General features: G+C 67.5%; 8 protein-coding genes. 5 read left to right on the plus strand and 3 right to left on the minus strand.

Annotated features, from left to right (window positions below):
• Window positions 1–503: 503 nt before the first annotated feature.
• Complete coding sequence (locus U9J41_RS19355) at window positions 504–3,395, minus strand: TonB-dependent receptor plug domain-containing protein (RefSeq protein WP_322403800.1); 2,892 nt, start codon at window positions 3,393–3,395, stop codon at window positions 504–506.
• Window positions 3,396–3,589: 194 nt separating this feature from the next.
• A complete protein-coding gene (gene glnE, locus U9J41_RS19360; protein WP_322403801.1) occupies window positions 3,590–6,346 on the minus strand; it encodes a bifunctional [glutamate--ammonia ligase]-adenylyl-L-tyrosine phosphorylase/[glutamate--ammonia-ligase] adenylyltransferase in 2,757 nt (918 codons plus the stop codon).
• A 167-nt stretch (window positions 6,347–6,513) separates the two neighbouring features.
• Between glnE and U9J41_RS19365 the strand changes: the two genes are divergently transcribed.
• The 5 genes from U9J41_RS19365 to U9J41_RS19385 all read left to right on the plus strand — a co-directional run bounded on the left by U9J41_RS19365 (window position 6,514) and on the right by U9J41_RS19385 (window position 14,269).
• Window positions 6,514–10,770: a YhdP family protein gene (locus U9J41_RS19365; protein ID WP_322403802.1), complete on the plus strand. Its 4,257-nt coding sequence runs from the start codon at window positions 6,514–6,516 to the stop codon at window positions 10,768–10,770.
• Window positions 10,767–11,579 (plus strand): carbon-nitrogen hydrolase family protein, encoded by an 813-nt coding sequence (locus U9J41_RS19370; protein ID WP_322403803.1) that lies wholly within the window; start codon window positions 10,767–10,769, stop codon window positions 11,577–11,579. The genes U9J41_RS19365 and U9J41_RS19370 overlap by 4 nt, the downstream gene beginning before the upstream one ends.
• A gap of 161 nt (window positions 11,580–11,740) precedes the next feature.
• On the plus strand, window positions 11,741–13,201 hold the full coding sequence (gene tldD / locus U9J41_RS19375; RefSeq protein WP_322403804.1) for a metalloprotease TldD: 1,461 nt from the start codon (window positions 11,741–11,743) through the stop codon (window positions 13,199–13,201).
• A 15-nt stretch (window positions 13,202–13,216) separates the two neighbouring features.
• Complete coding sequence (locus U9J41_RS19380) at window positions 13,217–14,014, plus strand: hypothetical protein (protein WP_322403805.1); 798 nt, start codon at window positions 13,217–13,219, stop codon at window positions 14,012–14,014.
• Between the two features lie 51 nt (window positions 14,015–14,065).
• A complete protein-coding gene (locus U9J41_RS19385; protein WP_322403806.1) occupies window positions 14,066–14,269 on the plus strand; it encodes a hypothetical protein in 204 nt (67 codons plus the stop codon).
• A gap of 273 nt (window positions 14,270–14,542) precedes the next feature.
• On the opposite strand, the gene U9J41_RS19390 is transcribed toward U9J41_RS19385, so the two are convergent.
• On the minus strand, window positions 14,543–17,404 hold the full coding sequence (locus U9J41_RS19390; RefSeq protein ID WP_322403807.1) for a TonB-dependent receptor: 2,862 nt from the start codon (window positions 17,402–17,404) through the stop codon (window positions 14,543–14,545).
• Window positions 17,405–17,605: the final 201 nt, after the last annotated feature.

A 17,605-nucleotide genomic window follows, 5' to 3' on the forward strand; every position in this document is an offset into this window, starting at 1 on the left:
TAACACTCCCAGGGTTTAAAACGGCAGGCTGGATCGCAGCACTGCCGTTGGCGTCGGCTAGCGACGGGTTTGGTCGACGCGGGTTGCACTTGCTTGATGCATACGTTTTTCCAAGATGCCAATAAAATCATTCGGCATAGCTTGGTGTCAACACGTGTAACCATGTGTTTCCGCGCTTGTCACCCGTGCCGATTCCCCTGCCTGGAACCGCCAGGCTGATGATTGACAGTTGTGCTTATCGAAATCGACGAATTTTATTTTGTGTTCAAAAATAATTTACGTGGAATGTAAGAAAAATATTGTGAAAAACAACCGTGATGAACTTGCGCCCGGTTTTTAAGTAATAACAAGAGTGTGTTTGTTTGACAACAAATTGTAAAATAAACGTAACAATTTAGGCGTGGCGATATATTCGCGTTTTGTTGTAAATCCGCAAAAATGACGCTGGTGTACGGCGGCACTTATGCAAAACAAGTGTCGCGACGACCTGCCGCGGTCAACCATCAGAAGGACTGGTTGTAGCGCACGTAGAAGAGCCGGTCGATCGGCATTTGCGGATCGACGGCCGACGAGGCCGACGTGCCGTTCACGAATGACGTGCTGGCGTCGTAGACGATGCGCGGCTTGCGGTCGAACACGTTGTTGGCGCCGACCAGCAGCCTGGCTTTCCACGGCAACGCATAGCCCACCGACAGGTCGCCGTAGACCATGGCGCCCAGCGTCGTATAGCCGGTACCCCAGCTGGCCGGGTCGTTCGGGTTGCTGCACTCTTCGTTGCTGGCCGCGCTCCAGCAATGCACCTTGACGCCGCTGTAGTAGCGCGACGCCAGCGTGGCGCTCCAGTTGCCGAGGTTCCAGTCCAGGGTCAGGTTCGATTTGACGCGGTTGTACGTGAATTCGCCGGCGTCGTTTTCCCAGTCCGACGTGGCGGTACTCTTGATGCGGAACGTATCGGTATAAGTCGATTCCGAGCGCACGCTGAGCTGGCCAAACGCCGTTCGGGGGAAGCGGTAGGCGAAGGTCAGGTCGACGCCCCTGGTCTGCAGCTCGCCCAGGTTGGCGTTGCCGCGCGCCAGGGTCGAGATCATGCCGGTGGCCGGGTCGCGCTTGATCTTGTCGCAGAACGCCTGCACGCCGTCGACGTAGCACTGGTTGATTTCGTAGGTCGCCGTCACGCCGGTGATGCGGTTCCTGACGTGGATGTCGAACCAGTCGAGCGCGATCGAGGCGCCGTTCAGCCAGCCGGGGCTGTAGACGAGACCGAAGGTTTTCGTGGTCGCCGTTTCCGGCTGCACCGCGCCGTTGCCGGCGCCCGCGTTGAACGGCACCGGGGTCTGGGCGCCGCCGGCCGGGACCGGCGAGCCGGCCTGGTTGAGCTGGCGGAAGCCCGCCGGCACGCCGGCGGCCGCGCAGCGGGCTGCCACGGCCGGGTTCCTGGCCGCCTCGCCGTACTTGCTGTCGCAGGCGTCCAGATAGGCATCGTAGGCCTGCTGGCCGCCGCCGAACGTGTCGCTCAGGGTCGGGGCGCGGAAGCCCTGGGCGTACGTGGCGCGGGCGAGCAGGTCGCGGATCGGCTTCCACATCACGCTGGCCTTGCTGTTGGTCGTGGTGCCGAAGTTGCTGTAGTCGGAATAGCGCGACGCGACGTCGACGCTCAGCAATTGCGCGAACGGCTTGTTCTTCAGCAGCGGGACGTTGAATTCGAGATAGGCTTCACGCACGGTGTACTTGCCGACGGTGGCATTGCCGGCCAGGTCGGTCGAATAGCCCGATTGCTCGAACTGGCCCGGGCGGTCGTAGCCGCTGACCGAACGGTGCTCGAGTCCGGCCGCCATGCCGACGGCGCCGGCCGGTAGGTCGAACAGGTCGCCGGTGACGTCGGCGGTGGCGCTGTCGACGGTCGAGCCGTACGTGGCCTGGCCGTTGGACATGACATAGTTCAGCGCGGCGGGGGTCGATGCCGACGGGCCGCCCAGGATGTCGAACGGCACGCAATCGGCCAGCGGGATCGGGCTCGCGGCGGTGCCGCACTGCACGGTGCCCGCCGCGTTCATGAACGACGGCCCCAGGGCCTTTTTCAGGTTCAGCAGGTTCAGGTTGCCGGCCGACCGCACCGAGCCCGTGATGGCGCTGTGATTGTAGCCGACGTTCCAGTTCCAGACCTTGCCCAGCACGCCGACGGCGCCTTCCAGGCCGGCGTCGACGTGCAGGGTGCGGTTGCCGTTGTCGGTCACGCGCGGCACCTCGATCGTGCGCCGGTAGAAGAACAGGTCGACGCCCTTGCCGGCGCCGGCCACCTGGTTGCCGTACGGGTTGTAGTAATCGTCCTTGTCGATGTAGACGGGGTATTTCGACTGCGTCATCGAGTTCAGCGGATAGCCGGCGACCTCGCGCGACGATGCGCGGTCCGCGAACATCGCGGTGGCCGTGAACCGCATGGCGTGCGGCAGGGCGATGCTGCCCTTGGTGAAGATGGACGCCAGCCGGGTCGGCGACGTGTACATCATCTGGTTCGACGAATTGAACGTGTCGGCGTCGGCGCCGGCATAGTTGTGATAATCGTCCGGGTCGCGCGCGTTGGAACCGGTGCCGTCGCCCAGGTACGAACCGGTGTGGTTCAGGATCTTGTTGAAACCGCCGGCGCCGCCGCTGGCGCTCACCTGGCGGATGCGGCCCCACGGGCTCGCGCCGAAGCCGGCGTTCAGGTGGTTCGGGCCATAGGCGGTGGCGGTGACGTCGCGGTCCTTCGCCCAGACGACGCCGTCCTCGGTGTACGTCAGGCCGAACATCATGTCGGCCTTGTCGTCGCCCGTGCCCCAGGCGAGCGCGTAGTCCTTCCTCCTGCCGTCGCCTTGCTCGTTCTGGCCGTCGTACACGCTGGCCAGGCCGCCATGCATGGTCTTCTTGAGGATGACGTTGACGACGCCGGCGATGGCATCGGAACCGTAGATCGACGAGGCGCCGTCCTTGAGGACGTCGATGCGCTCGATCAGCGACGCCGGGATGGTCGACATGTCGGTATAGCCGGCGACGGTCTGGGTCCAGCGCTTGCCGTTCACCAGCACCAGCAGGCGGTTCGCCCCCAGGTTGCGCATATTGATGTACTGGCCGCCCTGTTCGCGGTTCGACGTCAGCGTCGAGCCCTTCGAGAAGGCCGGGGTGCCGGCGGCGGACAGGTTGTTGAGGATGTCGCCGACGGTGACGAGACCCGTCTTCTGGATCTGTTCCTGGGTCATCACCTGGACGGGTTGGGCCGTTTCCAGGTCGACCTGGCGGATACGCGAGCCCGTCACTTCGACGCGCTGCATCGCGTCCGCGGTTTGTGCATGGGCAAGGCCGGCCATCGCATTCAGGGCGATGGCGACGGCCATGGCGATCTTTGTTCGGTGTTGCATGGATTCTCCGATGAGGACGCGTTCCTGGCTGCGCGGCTGGACGTAAATACTTGCCGCGGATCAAACCATACGCTGGCCTTATCAGAGCATTCGGTATTGACAAATGTCAATATGGAAATATGTCGTAATGGAAACGTTAATAAAAAACAACATGCCGAAAGGAAAAAGGCGCTTGCGTGCGCCTTTGCGTGTGCCTATAGGTGAAAGCAGTCGCGCCACAGCCGCACGACGACGTCGGCATGCTTCGCGACGAGGCTGCGTTCCACGCGGGCGTTTTCCTGGCCTTGCAGACGCACCTGGTGTTGCAGCTTGCGCATCGCCCGGTAGGCCGCGGCCGCGCCGTCCGCCAGCCCGGCGTCGATGAGGCCGAGCTGGGCGCACACTTTCAGCAAGGCGATGTTGCCGGCGTTCGCCGTCAGCTGCGGATACGCGCAGGCATGGCGCAGCACGAGGTACTGGACGATGAATTCGATGTCGATCATGCCGCCCTCGTCGTGCTTGAGGTCGAAACGTTCGTCGCGGGGCGGGTGCGCGTCGCGCATGCGCTGGCGCATCTTGACGACTTCGCCGCGCAGCTCGGCCTCGCGGTTCGACCTGTCCTGGCGCAGCACCTGTTCGCGGATCGCCTCGAAGCGCGCGCCGATGGCGGCGTCGCCGGCGCAGAAACGGGCGCGCGTGAGGGCCTGGTGCTCCCAGATCCACGCGGACGTCTGCTGGTAACGCTCGAACGCGGTCACGGACGACACGAGCATGCCGGACGCGCCGTCCGGCCGCAGCGCCGTGTCGATGTCGAACAGGATGCCGGCCGGCGTGTGGGTCGTCATCCAGGTGATGAAGCGCTGCGCCAGCTTGGCGTAGTTGGACGCGGCCATGTCGTCGTCGTCGTCGAACAGGAAGATGACGTCGAGGTCGGACACATAGCCCAGTTCCTTGCCGCCCAGCTTGCCGTAGGCGGCCACGGCGAACCGCGGGACCTCGCGGTGGCGCGAGGCGATGGTGCGCCAGGCGCGCCGCACGACCTCGCACACGATCAGGTCGGCCAGCGCGGACAGGTGGTCGGCCAGGCGTTCGACCGACAGCTCGCCGGCCAGGTCCAGCGCGAGCAGGCGGAACATCTGGGCGTGGTGGGCTTCGCGCAGGATGTCGAGCTGGCGTTCGGTGTCGCCGGCGGCCGCGTCGAGCTGGGCCGCGAGGCTCGCCGCCAGCGCGGGCAGGTCCTCGGCCGCGTTGCCGCGGTCGTCCAGCAACTCGTCCAGCAGGATCGGATGCTGGGTCAGGAAGGTCGCGGCCCAGCCGGACGCGTTGATCATGCGCAGCACCCGCTCCAGGGTGTGCGGATATTCCGTCAGCAGCGACAGATAGGCCGAGCGCCGGGCAATGGCTTCGAAGAAATCGAGCAGGCGGCCGAGCAGGGCCGCGTGGCTGCCGAGGCCGGCGTCGGCGACGACGACGGGGATCTGCGTCAGCGCCGTATTCACGAGGGCGACGAGGCGCTGGCGGCTCGCTTCCGGCAAGGTCTGCAGCCGCGGCGCCTGCCAGGTGGCGACGAGGCGGTTCGCGGCCGCTTGCGGGTCGTCGAAGCCGAGGCTGGCGAGACGGTCGGCGATGGTGTCGCGGTTGTCCGGATCGGTGAGCAGGGCGTCCGGGTCGACGGGCTCGGCGCCGGCCGCCTTGTCGGCGAAGATCGCGTCGAACTGGGCGGCGACGAACACGCGCCAGGCGTCCAGGCGGGCCAGCAGTTCGGCCTCGTCGGCCATGCCCATCATGCGCGCGACGGTGTGTTTGTCCTCGGGCGCGACGGGCATCGTATGCGTCTGGGCGTCCTCCAGGTATTGCAGGCGGTGCTCCAGGTTGCGCAGGAAAGAATACGCCTCAAGCAATTGCTCGACGGTGTCGCCAGCCAGCAGCTCGCGCTCGGCCAGCAGGCGCAGCGTCTTGCGCGTGGAGCGTTCGCGCAGCGCGGGGTCGCGGCCGCCGCGGATCAGCTGGAACACCTGGGCCAGGAACTCGATCTCGCGGATGCCGCCGCGGCCCAGCTTGACGTTCTGGTTGCGCTCCGGATGCAGGCGCTCCTGGCGGTTGACCTCGGCGCGGATCTGGGCGTGCATGGTGCGGATGGCATCGATCACGCCGAAGTCGAGGTAGCGCCGGAACACGAACGGCCGCACGATGGCGTCGAGGGCCGCGATGTCGGCCGGGTCGCCCGTGACCGCGCGCGCCTTGACCCAGGCATAGCGTTCCCATTCGCGTCCCTGTACGATCAGGTAGTCCTCGACCATGTTCAGGCTCGCCACGAGCGGACCCGACTTGCCGTTTGGACGCAAGGCCATGTCGACGCGGAACGTGAAACCGTCCTCGGTGACTTCCGACAGCGCGGCGATCAGCTTGCGGCCCAGGCGCACGAAGAATTCGTGGTTCGACAGCGATTTCCGGCCGGGGCCGGCATTCGTGTCGCCGTCCTCGGGGTAGACGAAGATGAGGTCGATGTCGGACGAGACGTTCAGTTCGCCGCCGCCGTGCTTGCCCATCGCCAGCACCATCATCTGCTGGGGGCGGCCAGAATCGGCGCCGACCGGTTCGCCGTGCAGGGCCGTCATTTCGGCCATCAGCTCGGCCAGGTGGGTCTGGACGGCGAAGTCGGCGAAGCGGCTCATCGCGGTGACGACCTCGTCGAGGTCGGCCTGGCCGTCGAGGTCGCGCCGGATGATGGTGCAGATGAGCAGGTTGCGCAGGCGGCGCATCGCCCGTACCGTCGGGAGCACCGAACCGTTCGGACCGAGCGCGGCTTCCGACTTCAGCGCTGCGCCGAAATCGAGAGAGGCCAGCGATAATGCGGCAAGGGTATCGACGCGCCCGGCACGGGCCGGGTCGGCGCCGAGCCAGCGTTGGTAATAGCGCGACGTTTGCGCCAGAGACTGCGGGGAAGCTTGCAAAGGAGAGACTTGGAGCATGGGGCGAATTCCAGACGAGTTTGTGCGTTCCGGGACGCTTGCTATCGGGTAAAATTGCCCGCCATGCTGCCCTGGGTCAGCACGATGGTAAGGTAGACGCCGCGGATGTTGCAAGCGCTCTCTTTTATTTATAGATTAACAACTCGGCGAGCCTTTTGAGCCTTTTGATGCACAACCCGGAACCGCAGGCGCAGCGCGAGCCCGACGCGCACGAGCAGGCGCCCCCCCAGACGCACGTGCATGAGCACGTCCCTCTGGCGGAGCGCTGGGCCCGCGCGCGCGCCTGCTACCGCTATGCCAACCTGGCATCGCATCACGTGCTCGGCTTTACGATCAAGGCCGTCCTGCTCGTCTATTTCGCGTTCATGGTGCTGTTCCTGGTCCTGCGCTACGCGGTCCTGCCGAACATCGACCTCTACAAGCCGGACATCGAACGGGCCGCCAGCCGCGCGCTCGGCAACCAGGTGACCATCGCCCGCGTCTATGCGTCGTGGCGCGGCCTGCATCCGAACCTCTACCTCGGCGACGTGCGCCTGCGCGACCGCACCGGGCGCCAGCTGCTGGCGCTGCCGTCGGTGTCGGCCACCTTGTCGTGGTGGTCGGTGGTGGCGGCCGAACCCCGTTTCGAAGCGCTGGAAATCAACCGGCCGGAGCTGGACGTGCGCCGCGGCCGCGATGGCGTCATCGCCGTGGCCGGGGTGCGCATCGACCCGAACCGGAAGGAAGAGGGCGGCGGCGCCGACTGGCTGCTGCGCCAGCACGAAATCGTGATCCGCGAAGGCCGGCTGTCCTGGACGGACGAGCTGCGCGGTGCGCCGACGCTGGCCTTGTCGGACGTGACCCTCGTGCTGCAGAACCGCTGGACGACGCACCGCTTCGCCCTGAAAGCCGCGCCGCCGCCGGGCGCAGGCGACCCGCTCGACCTGCGCGCGCGCTTTTCCCACCCGGCGTTCGGCGCCAAGCCGTCCGACGCGCGGCGCTGGAAAGGCCAGGTGTATGCCGACCTGCGCAACACCGATCTCGCCGCCTGGAAGCAGTACTTCGATTACCCGTTCACCCTGCAGCAGGGCCGCGGTTCCGTGCGCGCCTGGCTCGACTTCGACCACGCGCGCCTGGCCGGTTTTACCGCCGACCTCGCGCTGGCCGGCGTCAGCGCGCGCCTCGGGCCGGACACGCCGCCGCTGGCGCTGGCGCGCGTGTCGGGCCGGCTGTCGGCCAGCGAAACCATCGCGCCGAACGTGGACGACGGCAAGCCGACCTTCGGCGCGCTCGGCCATGCCATCGGCCTGGAAAACTTTGCCGTCGTCACGGAAGACGGCGTCGTCCTGCCGCCGGCCACGTTGACCGAATCCTGGCACCCGGCCACGCGCACCCGGCCCGAACGCTTCGAGGTGCGCGCCGCGCAGCTGGACGTGGGCGCACTGGCCGCGCTGGCCGTGCAACTCCCGATCGCCCCGGCCCAGCGCCAGCTGCTGACGGAACTGGCGCCGCACGGCCGCATCAACGACGCCAACGTCGAATGGCAGGGCCGCTTTCCGCACGTCACGGGCTACCGCGTGCGCGGCGACGTCGAGAACCTGGCGATGAATCCGCTGGCGGCACGCGCCGAACAGGCCGCGGCGGACGGCCAGCCGGCCCAGGCGGCACGGCCGGCGCTGCCCGGCTTCAAGAACCTGTCGGGCCGCGTCGACGCGAGCGACCACGGCGGCAGCGTCGACGTCGATTCCGACAAGCTCGTGCTGGCGCTGCCGGCCTGGTTCGCCGAACCCGAGATGCCGTTCGACCAGCTCGCGCTGCATGCGCGCTGGAGCTTCCCGCAGGACGACCGCCTGCTCGTCGAAGTCGACAGCCTGAACCTGTCCCAGGGCGCGCTGAAGGCGAGCCTGTCCGGCCGCCACCTGCTGCCGCTGGCGCCCGGGCAGGGGCCGGGCGACACCGACTTCACGGGCACCGTCGACAATTTCGACATCGCGAGCATTGGCCGCTGGCTGCCGCTCGCGACCCCCGAGGGCCTGCGTGAGTGGCTGACGGGCGCGCTCCTGGGCGGCACCCTGCACGACGCGCGCCTGCGCCTGCGCGGCGACCTGGCCCACTTCCCGTTCCGCGCCGACAACGCGGCCCAGCGCGCCAAGGGCGAGTTCCGCGTCAGCGGCCGCATCGAGGACGGCAAGCTCGAGTACGCACCGGGCCACAAGGCGGCCGACGGCAAGGCGCCGCTGTGGCCGCTGGCCGAGAACATCGACGGCACCATCGTGTTCGACCGCGCGCGCATGGAAATCCACGCCGACACGGCGCGCACGCAAGGCATTCCGCTGTCCAACGTGCGCGCGGTGATCCCCGAGCTGGGCGTGCACGACATGGTGCTCGACATCGACGGCGCGGCGGCCGGCCCGCTGCCGGACTTCCTGCGCTACGTGGCGGCCAGCCCCGTGCTCGAATGGATCGGCAACTTCACCGAGGACACGCGGGCGACCGGGGCCGCCAGGCTGGGTTTAAAACTGCACCTGCCGCTCGCCAGCCTGCACGATGCGAAGGTCCAGGGCGCGTTGCAGTTGCAGAACAACGACGTCGTGCTGTTCCCCGAACTGCCGCCTATCGAGGCCGCGCTGGGCCGCATCGAATTTTCCGAGCGCGGCGTCAACCTGAACGGCGTGGGCGCCAGCTTCCTCGGCGGGCCGTTGCAACTGTCCGGCGGCACCCAGCGCGACGGCGCCATCCAGATCCGCATGGCCGGCAGCGTCACCGCCGACGGCATGCGCCGCGCGGGCTCGTTGCCGGCGCTGCAGCGCCTGGGCACGAAGCTGTCCGGCGGCGCGCGCTTCGGCGGCACCGTCACGGTGAAGGACCGCCAGTCGCAGATCGTCGTCGATTCCAATTTGGCCGGCCTCGGCGTCGAACTGCCGGCGCCGCTGAACAAGCCCGCCGCGGAGGCGCTGCCGCTGCACTTCGTGCTCGCCGGCCAGCCGACGGGGCCCGACGGCGTCGGCCACGACGAGGTCCGCGTCGCCCTCGGCAACATCGCCGCCGCAAAATACGTGCGCGAACGCGAGCCGCACGGCACGTGGATCGTCAAGCGCGGCGGCATCGGCGTCAACGTCCCGGCGCCCGAGCCCGACGGCGGCATGATGATCAACGTGAACATGAAGGCGTTGAACGTCGACCGCTGGCTCGCGGCGGCCGCCGAGATCGCCGGGCCGGGCGAGGCCGCGCCGACGGGCAACACGGCCGTCGACAACGCCACCGGCGCGGGCATGGCCCAGTACGTGCTGCCGGACACCATCGCCGCGCGCGCCAGCGAACTTACCATCGGCGAACGGTCGCTGCACGACGTCGTCGTCGGCGCCACGCACCAGAACAATACGTGGCAGGCCAGCATCGATTCGCGCCAGGTGGTCGGCTACGTGACGTGGAACGAGTCGCCCACGGGCCAGGGCCTGGGCAAGGTGACGGCCCGTCTCGCGTCGCTCGTGATCCCGGAATCGTCCGCGAACGAAGTCAAGGACCTGCTCGAATCGAACAAGGGCGCCACCGCCAGCATTCCCGGCCTCGATATCGTGGCCGACCGCTTCGAGCTGTCGGGCAAGCAGTTCGGGCGCCTCGAGCTGGCGGCCAGCAATACGCAGGCGCTGGCCGGACGCGAATGGCGCATCGAGCGGCTGGCATTGACGAATCCGGACGGCCAGCTGAAGGCGAACGGCCGCTGGCTCACGCGCGACGGCAAGAGCAATACGGCATTGAATTTCACGCTCGACATCAGCGACGCCGGTCGGCTGCTCGACCGCCTCGGCTTTCCGGAGACGCTGCGCCACGGCAAGGGCTCGCTGTCCGGCGACATCTCGTGGGCCGGGCTGCCGTACTCGCTCGACATTCCGAGCCTGTCGGGCCAGATCCAGATGAACGTCGAGGACGGCCAGTTCCTCAAGCAGGACCCGGGCGCCGCGAAGCTGCTGGGCGTGCTGAGCCTGCAGATGCTGCCGCGCATGCTGAAACTCGATTTCCACGACGTGTTCTCGGAAGGCCTCGCCTTCGACGGCATCACGGCCAATGCGATGATCACGCGCGGCGTCGTGCGCACGGACAATCTCAAGATGCACGGCGTCGCGGCGACGGTGCTGATGGATGGCACGGCCGACATCGCGCACGAATCGACGAACCTGCACGTCGTCGTGATCCCGGAATTCAACCTCGGCACCAGCTCGCTCGTGTACGGCCTGGCCGTGAATCCCGTGATTGGCCTGGGCAGTTTCCTGGCCCAACTGTTCCTGCGCGCGCCCGTGATGAAGGCGCTCACTTACCACATGCAGGTCACGGGGCCGTGGAAATCGCCGCACATCGTGAAGCTGGACAATTCGCCCGCCGTCGCGGCCGCTGCCGAGGCGGCGGCCCAACAGGACCGCAGCAAACAAAAGAAGGGAACCCAATGAAATCCGTCGCGAAGTCGACCGTCGCAGCAGTACAAATGGTATCCACGCCCGACGTGGACGAGAACATCGCCACCGCGCGCCGCCTGATCGCGGACGCCGCGGCGCGAGGCGCGCAGCTGGTCACGTTGCCGGAATACTGGCCCATCATGGGCATGACGGACACGGACAAGGTCGCCCACGCGGAACAGCCGGGCCACGGCCCCATCCAGGATTTCCTGGCCGCGCAGGCGCGCGAGCACGGCATCTGGCTGATCGGCGGCACCTTGCCCCTCGTGTCGGGAGACGCCGGCCGCGTGCTGAACACGACGCTCGTGTACGACCCGGCTGGGCACCACGTCGGCCGCTACGACAAGATCCATTTATTTGGCTTCAATAAGGGCAGCGAATCGTACGACGAGGCGCGCACCATCGTGCCGGGCGCGACGGTCGGCAGCTTCGAGGCGCCGTTCGGCCGCGTGGGCATGTCGATCTGCTACGACCTGCGCTTCCCGGAACTGTTCCGCGCGATGGGCGAATGCGCGCTGATCGTCGTGCCGGCCGCGTTCACGCACACGACGGGCCTCGCGCACTGGGAAGTGCTGCTGCGCGCCCGCGCCATCGAGAACCAGTGCTACGTGCTGGCCTCGGCCCAGGGCGGCACGCACAAGAACGGCCGCCGCACGTTCGGCCACAGCATGCTCATCGACCCGTGGGGCGATGTGAAGGACATCTTGCCGGAAGGCGAGGGCGTCGTCAGCGGCGAGATCGATCCCGAGTACATCGCCAAGGTGCGCGAGAATTTGCCGGCGCTGAAACACCGCAAAATGTAAACGGCGCGCGGCACACGTTGATGCTGGGCACGGGGTGCCTACGCCAGCGGCATTGCCGTAGGGTGGGCTCCCCGAGGCCGCCAATGCATGATGATGTGCACCCGATGCCAATTGAACGGATATGGCACAATGCCCTATCCTTATCAGAAAGACCCGACGCAATGACTCCATTCGAACCGAATCTCTCCTCCCTCGCCGTCGCGCGCGACGTACTGTTGACGCCATTCGGGCTCGACGAAGGCAAGCTGATCACGACGCTGGGGACCATGTTCACGCACAAGGTCGACTATGCCGACCTGTATTTCCAGTTCACCAAGAGCGAAGGCTGGAGCCTGGAAGAGGGCATCGTCAAGAGCGGCAGTTTTTCGATCGACCAGGGCGTCGGCGTGCGCGCCGTGTCGGGCGACAAGACCGCGTTCGCGTATTCAGATGACATCTCGCAGGCAGCCCTGCTCGACGCCGCCGCGGCCACGCGCACGATCGCGCGCGCGGGCGCCGGGCGCGTGAAGGTCGCGGCCGGCGTCCAGCCGACCGGCGGCCGCGCGCTATACCTGCCGAATGATCCGCTGGCCTCGCTCGACGCCACGGCGAAAGTCGCCCTGCTGGAGCGCGTGGAAAAGATCGCGCGCGCCAAGGACCCGCGCGTCGTGCAGGTGATGGCCGGCCTGGCGGGCGAATACGACGTCGTGCTCGTCGTGCGCAGCGACGGCGTGCTCGCGGCCGACATCCGTCCGCTCGTGCGCGTGTCCGTCACCGTCATCGCCGAGCAGAACGGCCGGCGCGAGATGGGCTCGTCGGGCGGCGGCGGCCGTTACGACTACGGTTATTTCAGCGACGAACTGCTGGAAAAATATGCCAGCGAAGCCGTGCAATCGGCCCTCGTGAACCTCGAAGCGCGTCCGGCCCCGGCCGGTCCGATGACCATCGTGCTCGCCCCGGGCTGGCCCGGCGTGCTGCTGCACGAAGCCGTCGGCCACGGCCTCGAAGGCGACTTCAACCGCAAGGGCTCGTCCGCGTATGCCGGCATGATCGGCCAGCGCGTCGCGGCCAAGGGCGTGACGGTCGTCGACGACGGCACGCTGCAGGACCGCCGCGGGTCGCTGAATATGGACGACGAGGGCAATCCGACCCAGTGCACGACGCTGATCGAAGACGGCATCCTCAAGGGCTATATCCAGGACACGATGAACGCGCGCCTGATGAAGATGCCGGTGACGGGCAACGCGCGCCGCGAATCGTTCGCCCACCTGCCGATGCCGCGCATGACGAACACCTATATGCTGGCCGGCGACAAGGACCCGGCCGAGATCCTGGCCTCGGTCAAGAACGGCCTGTACGCGGTGAACTTCGGCGGCGGCCAGGTCGACATCACCAACGGCAAGTTCGTGTTCTCGGCCAGCGAGGCCTACATGATCGAGGACGGTAAGGTCACGTACCCGGTGAAGGGCGCGACCCTGATCGGCAACGGTCCGGACACGATGAACCGCATCTCGATGATCGGCAACGACATGCGCCTGGACTCGGGCGTCGGCGTGTGCGGCAAGGAGGGCCAGAGCGTGCCGGTGGGCGTCGGCCAGCCGACCTTGCGCATCGACGGCGTGACCGTCGGCGGCACGGCCTGACGGCCAGCCGCCGCGATGGCATCCGCCTTCGCCAGCACGACGCCCGCCCTGCGCGGGCGTTTGTTCTTCAACGCCGCCATTGCCGCGCTCGCCGTATCGATGCCGCCGCAGTGCGTCTGGGCCGACGGGCACACGAATGTCGCCACCCGCTTCGGCCCGGTCGAGACGCAGGCCGTTCCCGCCGCCGGTGCCGGCCCTGAGCGTTCCGACATCCGCTTGCGCGGCGCGGCGCTCGGGCAGGTCGACGGCGACGCCGGCCTCGTCAAGCTGTCCGTGCAGGACGACGCCGATTACGTGCTCGTCGATGCCCAGTTGCCGGATCCGCAATGCCGGCATCGCTTCACCTTGCTGCGGATCGGGCCGGGCGATGCGGCGACGATGTCGCCACCGTTCGGCGATTGCCTGACGGGCTTCGGTGCGCGCCGCGCGGGCGACAGGGTGGTCGTCCAGCTGGCCCGGGAGGGCGCGGCACAGGTGCACGAGTTCGTGTGGACGCAGGGCAGCATGAAGGAACTGACCAACGTACTCACCCGCTGCGAAGCGGCCCAGCTGACGGCCGCGTCGCGCTGGATACCGGTCGAGTCCGCGCAAGCGGGACGCGTCGTCACCGGCACCGGCCGCGCCTGGTTCCATACGGCGCCTCTGGACGAGTGCAAGCTCCCGGCGTTGTTCGTGATTCCCGGCGATGTGCTGACCGTCCTCCACACCTATGGCGACTACGCGGACGTCGTCTACCGCAATCCGCGCACGGGGCGCGCGGCGAGCGGCTGGCTCAAGCTCGACCGTCTCGCGGACGGTGCGCCCAAGCCCTGAATGCTGTGCCACACTTGTCGTGACTGGATCATCCATCGCAAGGAGCAGGACATGGCGAACCATCAAACACCGCAGACCACCGGACAGCAGCCGGCCCCGGCGGTTCCCCCGCCACCCGACAACGCGCAGGCGCAACAGGGCGCAAAGTCGCCGGACGACTTCGACGGACTCGAAGGCAAGAAACCCGACGAGTTGACGCCGGAGGAACTGCGCCTGATGGCCGACACGATGCCGGGGGAGGGCCCTGGCGACTAAATGTCGCCAGGGCGGCGACTAAATGTCGCCAGGGCGGCGACTAAATGTCGCCAGGGCGGCGACTAAATGTCGCCAGGGCGGCGACTAAATGTCGCCAGGGCGGCGACTAAATGTCGCCAGGGCGGCGACTAAATGTCGCCAGGGCGGCGACTGAATGTCGCCAGCGCGGCGACCAAAATTGGTAGGGTGGGCACCCTGTGCCCACGCGCAACGCCAACACACCGCATACGTCACGCGTGGGCACGGTGTGCCCGCCCTACCGTGCCGCATCTCTCAGAACGAATAACGCGCCCCCAACGTGTAGTAGCGTCCGCGCGCGCCCTCGTAATCGAGCGGGTTGTACGCCTGCGCGCCATAGGTCAGCGGATCGAGCGGTGCGATCTTGTCGAACAGGTTCTGGACCGACCCGAACAGCTCCCAGCGCTGCCGCGGCTTCCAGCGCACCACCAGGTCGACGGTCGTGAACGACGCCAGTTCGCAACCGTTCGGGGCGTCGGCCCCGTTGGCGAAGGTCACGGCGCAGCCGCTCGGATCGCCGCGGAAGAAGCGGTTCTCGAGTGTGCCGCGGTAGTTCACGTTGGCCGACACGCGCAGGTTGTCGCGGTCCCAGCCGAAGCGCACATTGACCCGGTCGGCCGGCGTGCCCGCGCAGTTGGTGACGTCGCAGTTGCCGTGCGTGCCCGCGAATTCGCGCGACGTGCCGTCCTGCTCCGTGCGCAGCCACTCGAAGATGTGCGTGTACTTGACGTCGAAGGTGGCATTGCCCCAGGCGTCCGGCAGGTGGTGGTTGTAGCGGGCGTCCACGTCGAGTCCGCGCACCTTGCTCTGGGCCGAGTTGACGTAGCGCGTCAGCACGGCCGTGATGGCGCCCGGATCGCCGGGAATGGCGCTCACGCTGGTGGCGTCGCGCACGACGTGGCCGGCGGCGATCGCGGCATCGACCTGTTCCTGGTTGATCTCGTTCTTGCGCTTGATCTTCCAGTAGTCGACCGAGATGCTCGTGCGCGGCAGCGGGTCCCAGATGACGCCCAGCGTGTAGCTCTTCGAGCGTTCCGGCGACAGGCTCTGGTTGGGCGACGTGATCAGCGCGATCGACGCCGGATTGCAGCTGCTCGTGACGCCCAGCGCGCAGCGCACGGGGTCGGCGGCGGTCGAGAAGGCGGCCAGTCCGCCGACGCCGTTCTCGGCCGGGCTCGGCGCACGGAAGCCGCGCGCGAACGTGCCGCGCAGGGCGAATGCGCGCACCGGTGTCCACTTGAGCCCGAGCTTCGGCGTCCAGGAACTGCCGACGTCGGTGAAGTGGTCGTAGCGCAGGGCCGCCGAGGCTTCGACGTTGAACGGCAGCGGCGCCAGTCCTTCGCCGTACAAGGCGAACACGTTGCGGGCCCCGGAGTAGGCGGAATAGCCGAGGCCGATGATGTTGCCGCGTTCGGTGCCCGAGGTGGGCATCAGTTCCGTCATCTCGTGGCGGAACTCGGTGCCGGCCGCCAGTCCCAGGTTGCCGGCCAGCCAGGGAATGCCGCTGAACTCGCGCGTGGCCTTGAAGTCGACCTGGCCGACCTCGGTGCGCGCCGCGTTGGCGATGGTCGGCGACAGGGCCGCGTACAGCGCGGGCGAATTCAGGTTCGCGTTTTCGCCGATGCGCCACACGGTGCCTGGCGGCAGCGCCGCATAGGCCGGATTGCGCAGCGCCGCGGCCACGTTGGCGGTCGACGGGTCGAGCAGGGCGAAGGCGACGTCGCGCTGCAGGTAGCCGTTCTGCGTGTTGGTGACGTGGTTGCGCGAGAACAGCAGGGACGAGTCCCAGTCCCAGCCGAAATTCGAGCCCTTGGCGCCGCCGAGCCAGCGGAGGAAGTTGGAGTCGATGTTCGACACGCGCGGGCCGACGTCGGCCGCCAGGTAGCGCAAGCGCGCGGCCGTGCCGAAATACGGATTGTCGGGGTGGGCGGCCCCGAGCTGGGCGATGGCATTGTTGACGGGACCGCCCGGGAAGCCGACGGAGGCGCTGACCGTGGACGGCGTCGTCGACGAATCCGTCTGGCTCGTGTACCAGTTGAACTCGCTGTACAGCAGGACGGCCGGGTCGAGCTGATACGAGCCGCGCAGGAAGAAGCTCAGGTTTTCCTGCTTGGGCTCGATCTGGTTGTAGACCTGGGACGCGTCGATCAGGCAGCCGCCGCCGGGATCGCCCTGCGGGTGGCTGGTGAAGTTGGAGCAGGCCGCGCCGGGGAACGTGCGCGTGAAGCCGGGGCCGGCCAGGTTGCCCCGGTTGTAGTAGTTGGTGGGGTCGGCCGGATTGCGCACGTTGCCGTTGATGGCGCTGCCGGCCGTGCCGGTGCCGGGCAGGATGGCGCCGGTGCCGCCGAGCGCCTGGTCGGCCGAATAACCCCAGGGGCGCAGGTCGTTGCGGCCGATCCAGTCGCGGTCCGGGCGGTCGCGGTACCAGATCTCGTCGAACTTCTTGTACTCGAGGCTGAACAGGACGTTGTAGCGGTCGGCGTCCAGGCTGCCGACGCCCTTGGTGAAGGCAACGTTGGTGCGCTTGCCGTCCCAGTCGTTGCTGGCGCCGCGCGAGAACCGCACCGTGTTGCCCTGGAAGTCGCGGCGCAGGATGATGTTGACGACGCCGGCGATGGCGTCGGAACCGTAGATGGCCGAGGCACCGTCCTTCAGCACCTCGACGCGCTCGACGGCGTCGGTCGGGATCACGTTCAGGTCCGCGAACTGTTTCTGGCCGTCGTCCGCGAGGCCGTACGGGGCCATGCGGCGCCCGTTCAACAGCACCAGCGTGGACGCCGCGCCGAGGCCGCGCAGCGAGATGCCAGAAGCGCCCGCCGCGAAGCCGTTGCCGAACGTGGTCGGCACGGAGCCCTGGTTGTCGACGGCCAGGGTCTGCAGCAGTTCGGCCACGGTGGCCTTGCCGGAGCGCTCGATGTCGGCGCGGTTGACGGTGATGACGGAGGAAGCCGTCTCGGCCTCGGAGCGGCGGATGTTCGAGCCGGTGATCTCGACGCGCGGGACGGGTTTGGGCGCGGCTTCCTGGGCCGGCGCCGGCAGCGCCAGGATGGCCAGGGCGATGGCGCCCCCGCCCGCGGACAGGCGCCGGATCGTTTGGGATATCGGTGTTTCGGTCATGTCCAGACTCCATGTACGATGAGGGATGGTCGACCCGGTGTGCACGCGACCGGGGCTCGTTGCGACTTTTGCATCTCGCGCGGAGAGGCAACTGACATCTCTCAAGCGTGTCCGGCACTGCGGAAAAGGGTGTCTGGTTGACGCAACCGATCGCCTGTATAGGCAACCGTAACCGACACATCACAGCACAAATAAAGTCTT

The sequence above is a fragment of the Massilia luteola genome (assembly GCF_034420155.1).
Taxonomy (GTDB): Bacteria; Pseudomonadota; Gammaproteobacteria; order Burkholderiales; family Burkholderiaceae_D; genus Telluria; species Telluria luteola.

What these genes read in the sequence shown, in the direction of transcription:
- U9J41_RS19355 (WP_322403800.1), bottom strand. Translation starts at nt 3,395, where the DNA reads ATGCAACACCGAACAAAGATCGCCATGGCCGTCGCCATCGCCCTGAAT.
- glnE (WP_322403801.1), bottom strand. Translation starts at nt 6,346, where the DNA reads ATGCTCCAAGTCTCTCCTTTGCAAGCTTCCCCGCAGTCTCTGGCGCAA.
- U9J41_RS19365 (WP_322403802.1), top strand. Translation starts at nt 6,514, where the DNA reads ATGCACAACCCGGAACCGCAGGCGCAGCGCGAGCCCGACGCGCACGAG.
- U9J41_RS19370 (WP_322403803.1), top strand. Translation starts at nt 10,767, where the DNA reads ATGAAATCCGTCGCGAAGTCGACCGTCGCAGCAGTACAAATGGTATCC.
- tldD (WP_322403804.1), top strand. Translation starts at nt 11,741, where the DNA reads ATGACTCCATTCGAACCGAATCTCTCCTCCCTCGCCGTCGCGCGCGAC.
- U9J41_RS19380 (WP_322403805.1), top strand. Translation starts at nt 13,217, where the DNA reads ATGGCATCCGCCTTCGCCAGCACGACGCCCGCCCTGCGCGGGCGTTTG.
- U9J41_RS19385 (WP_322403806.1), top strand. Translation starts at nt 14,066, where the DNA reads ATGGCGAACCATCAAACACCGCAGACCACCGGACAGCAGCCGGCCCCG.
- U9J41_RS19390 (WP_322403807.1), bottom strand. Translation starts at nt 17,404, where the DNA reads ATGACCGAAACACCGATATCCCAAACGATCCGGCGCCTGTCCGCGGGC.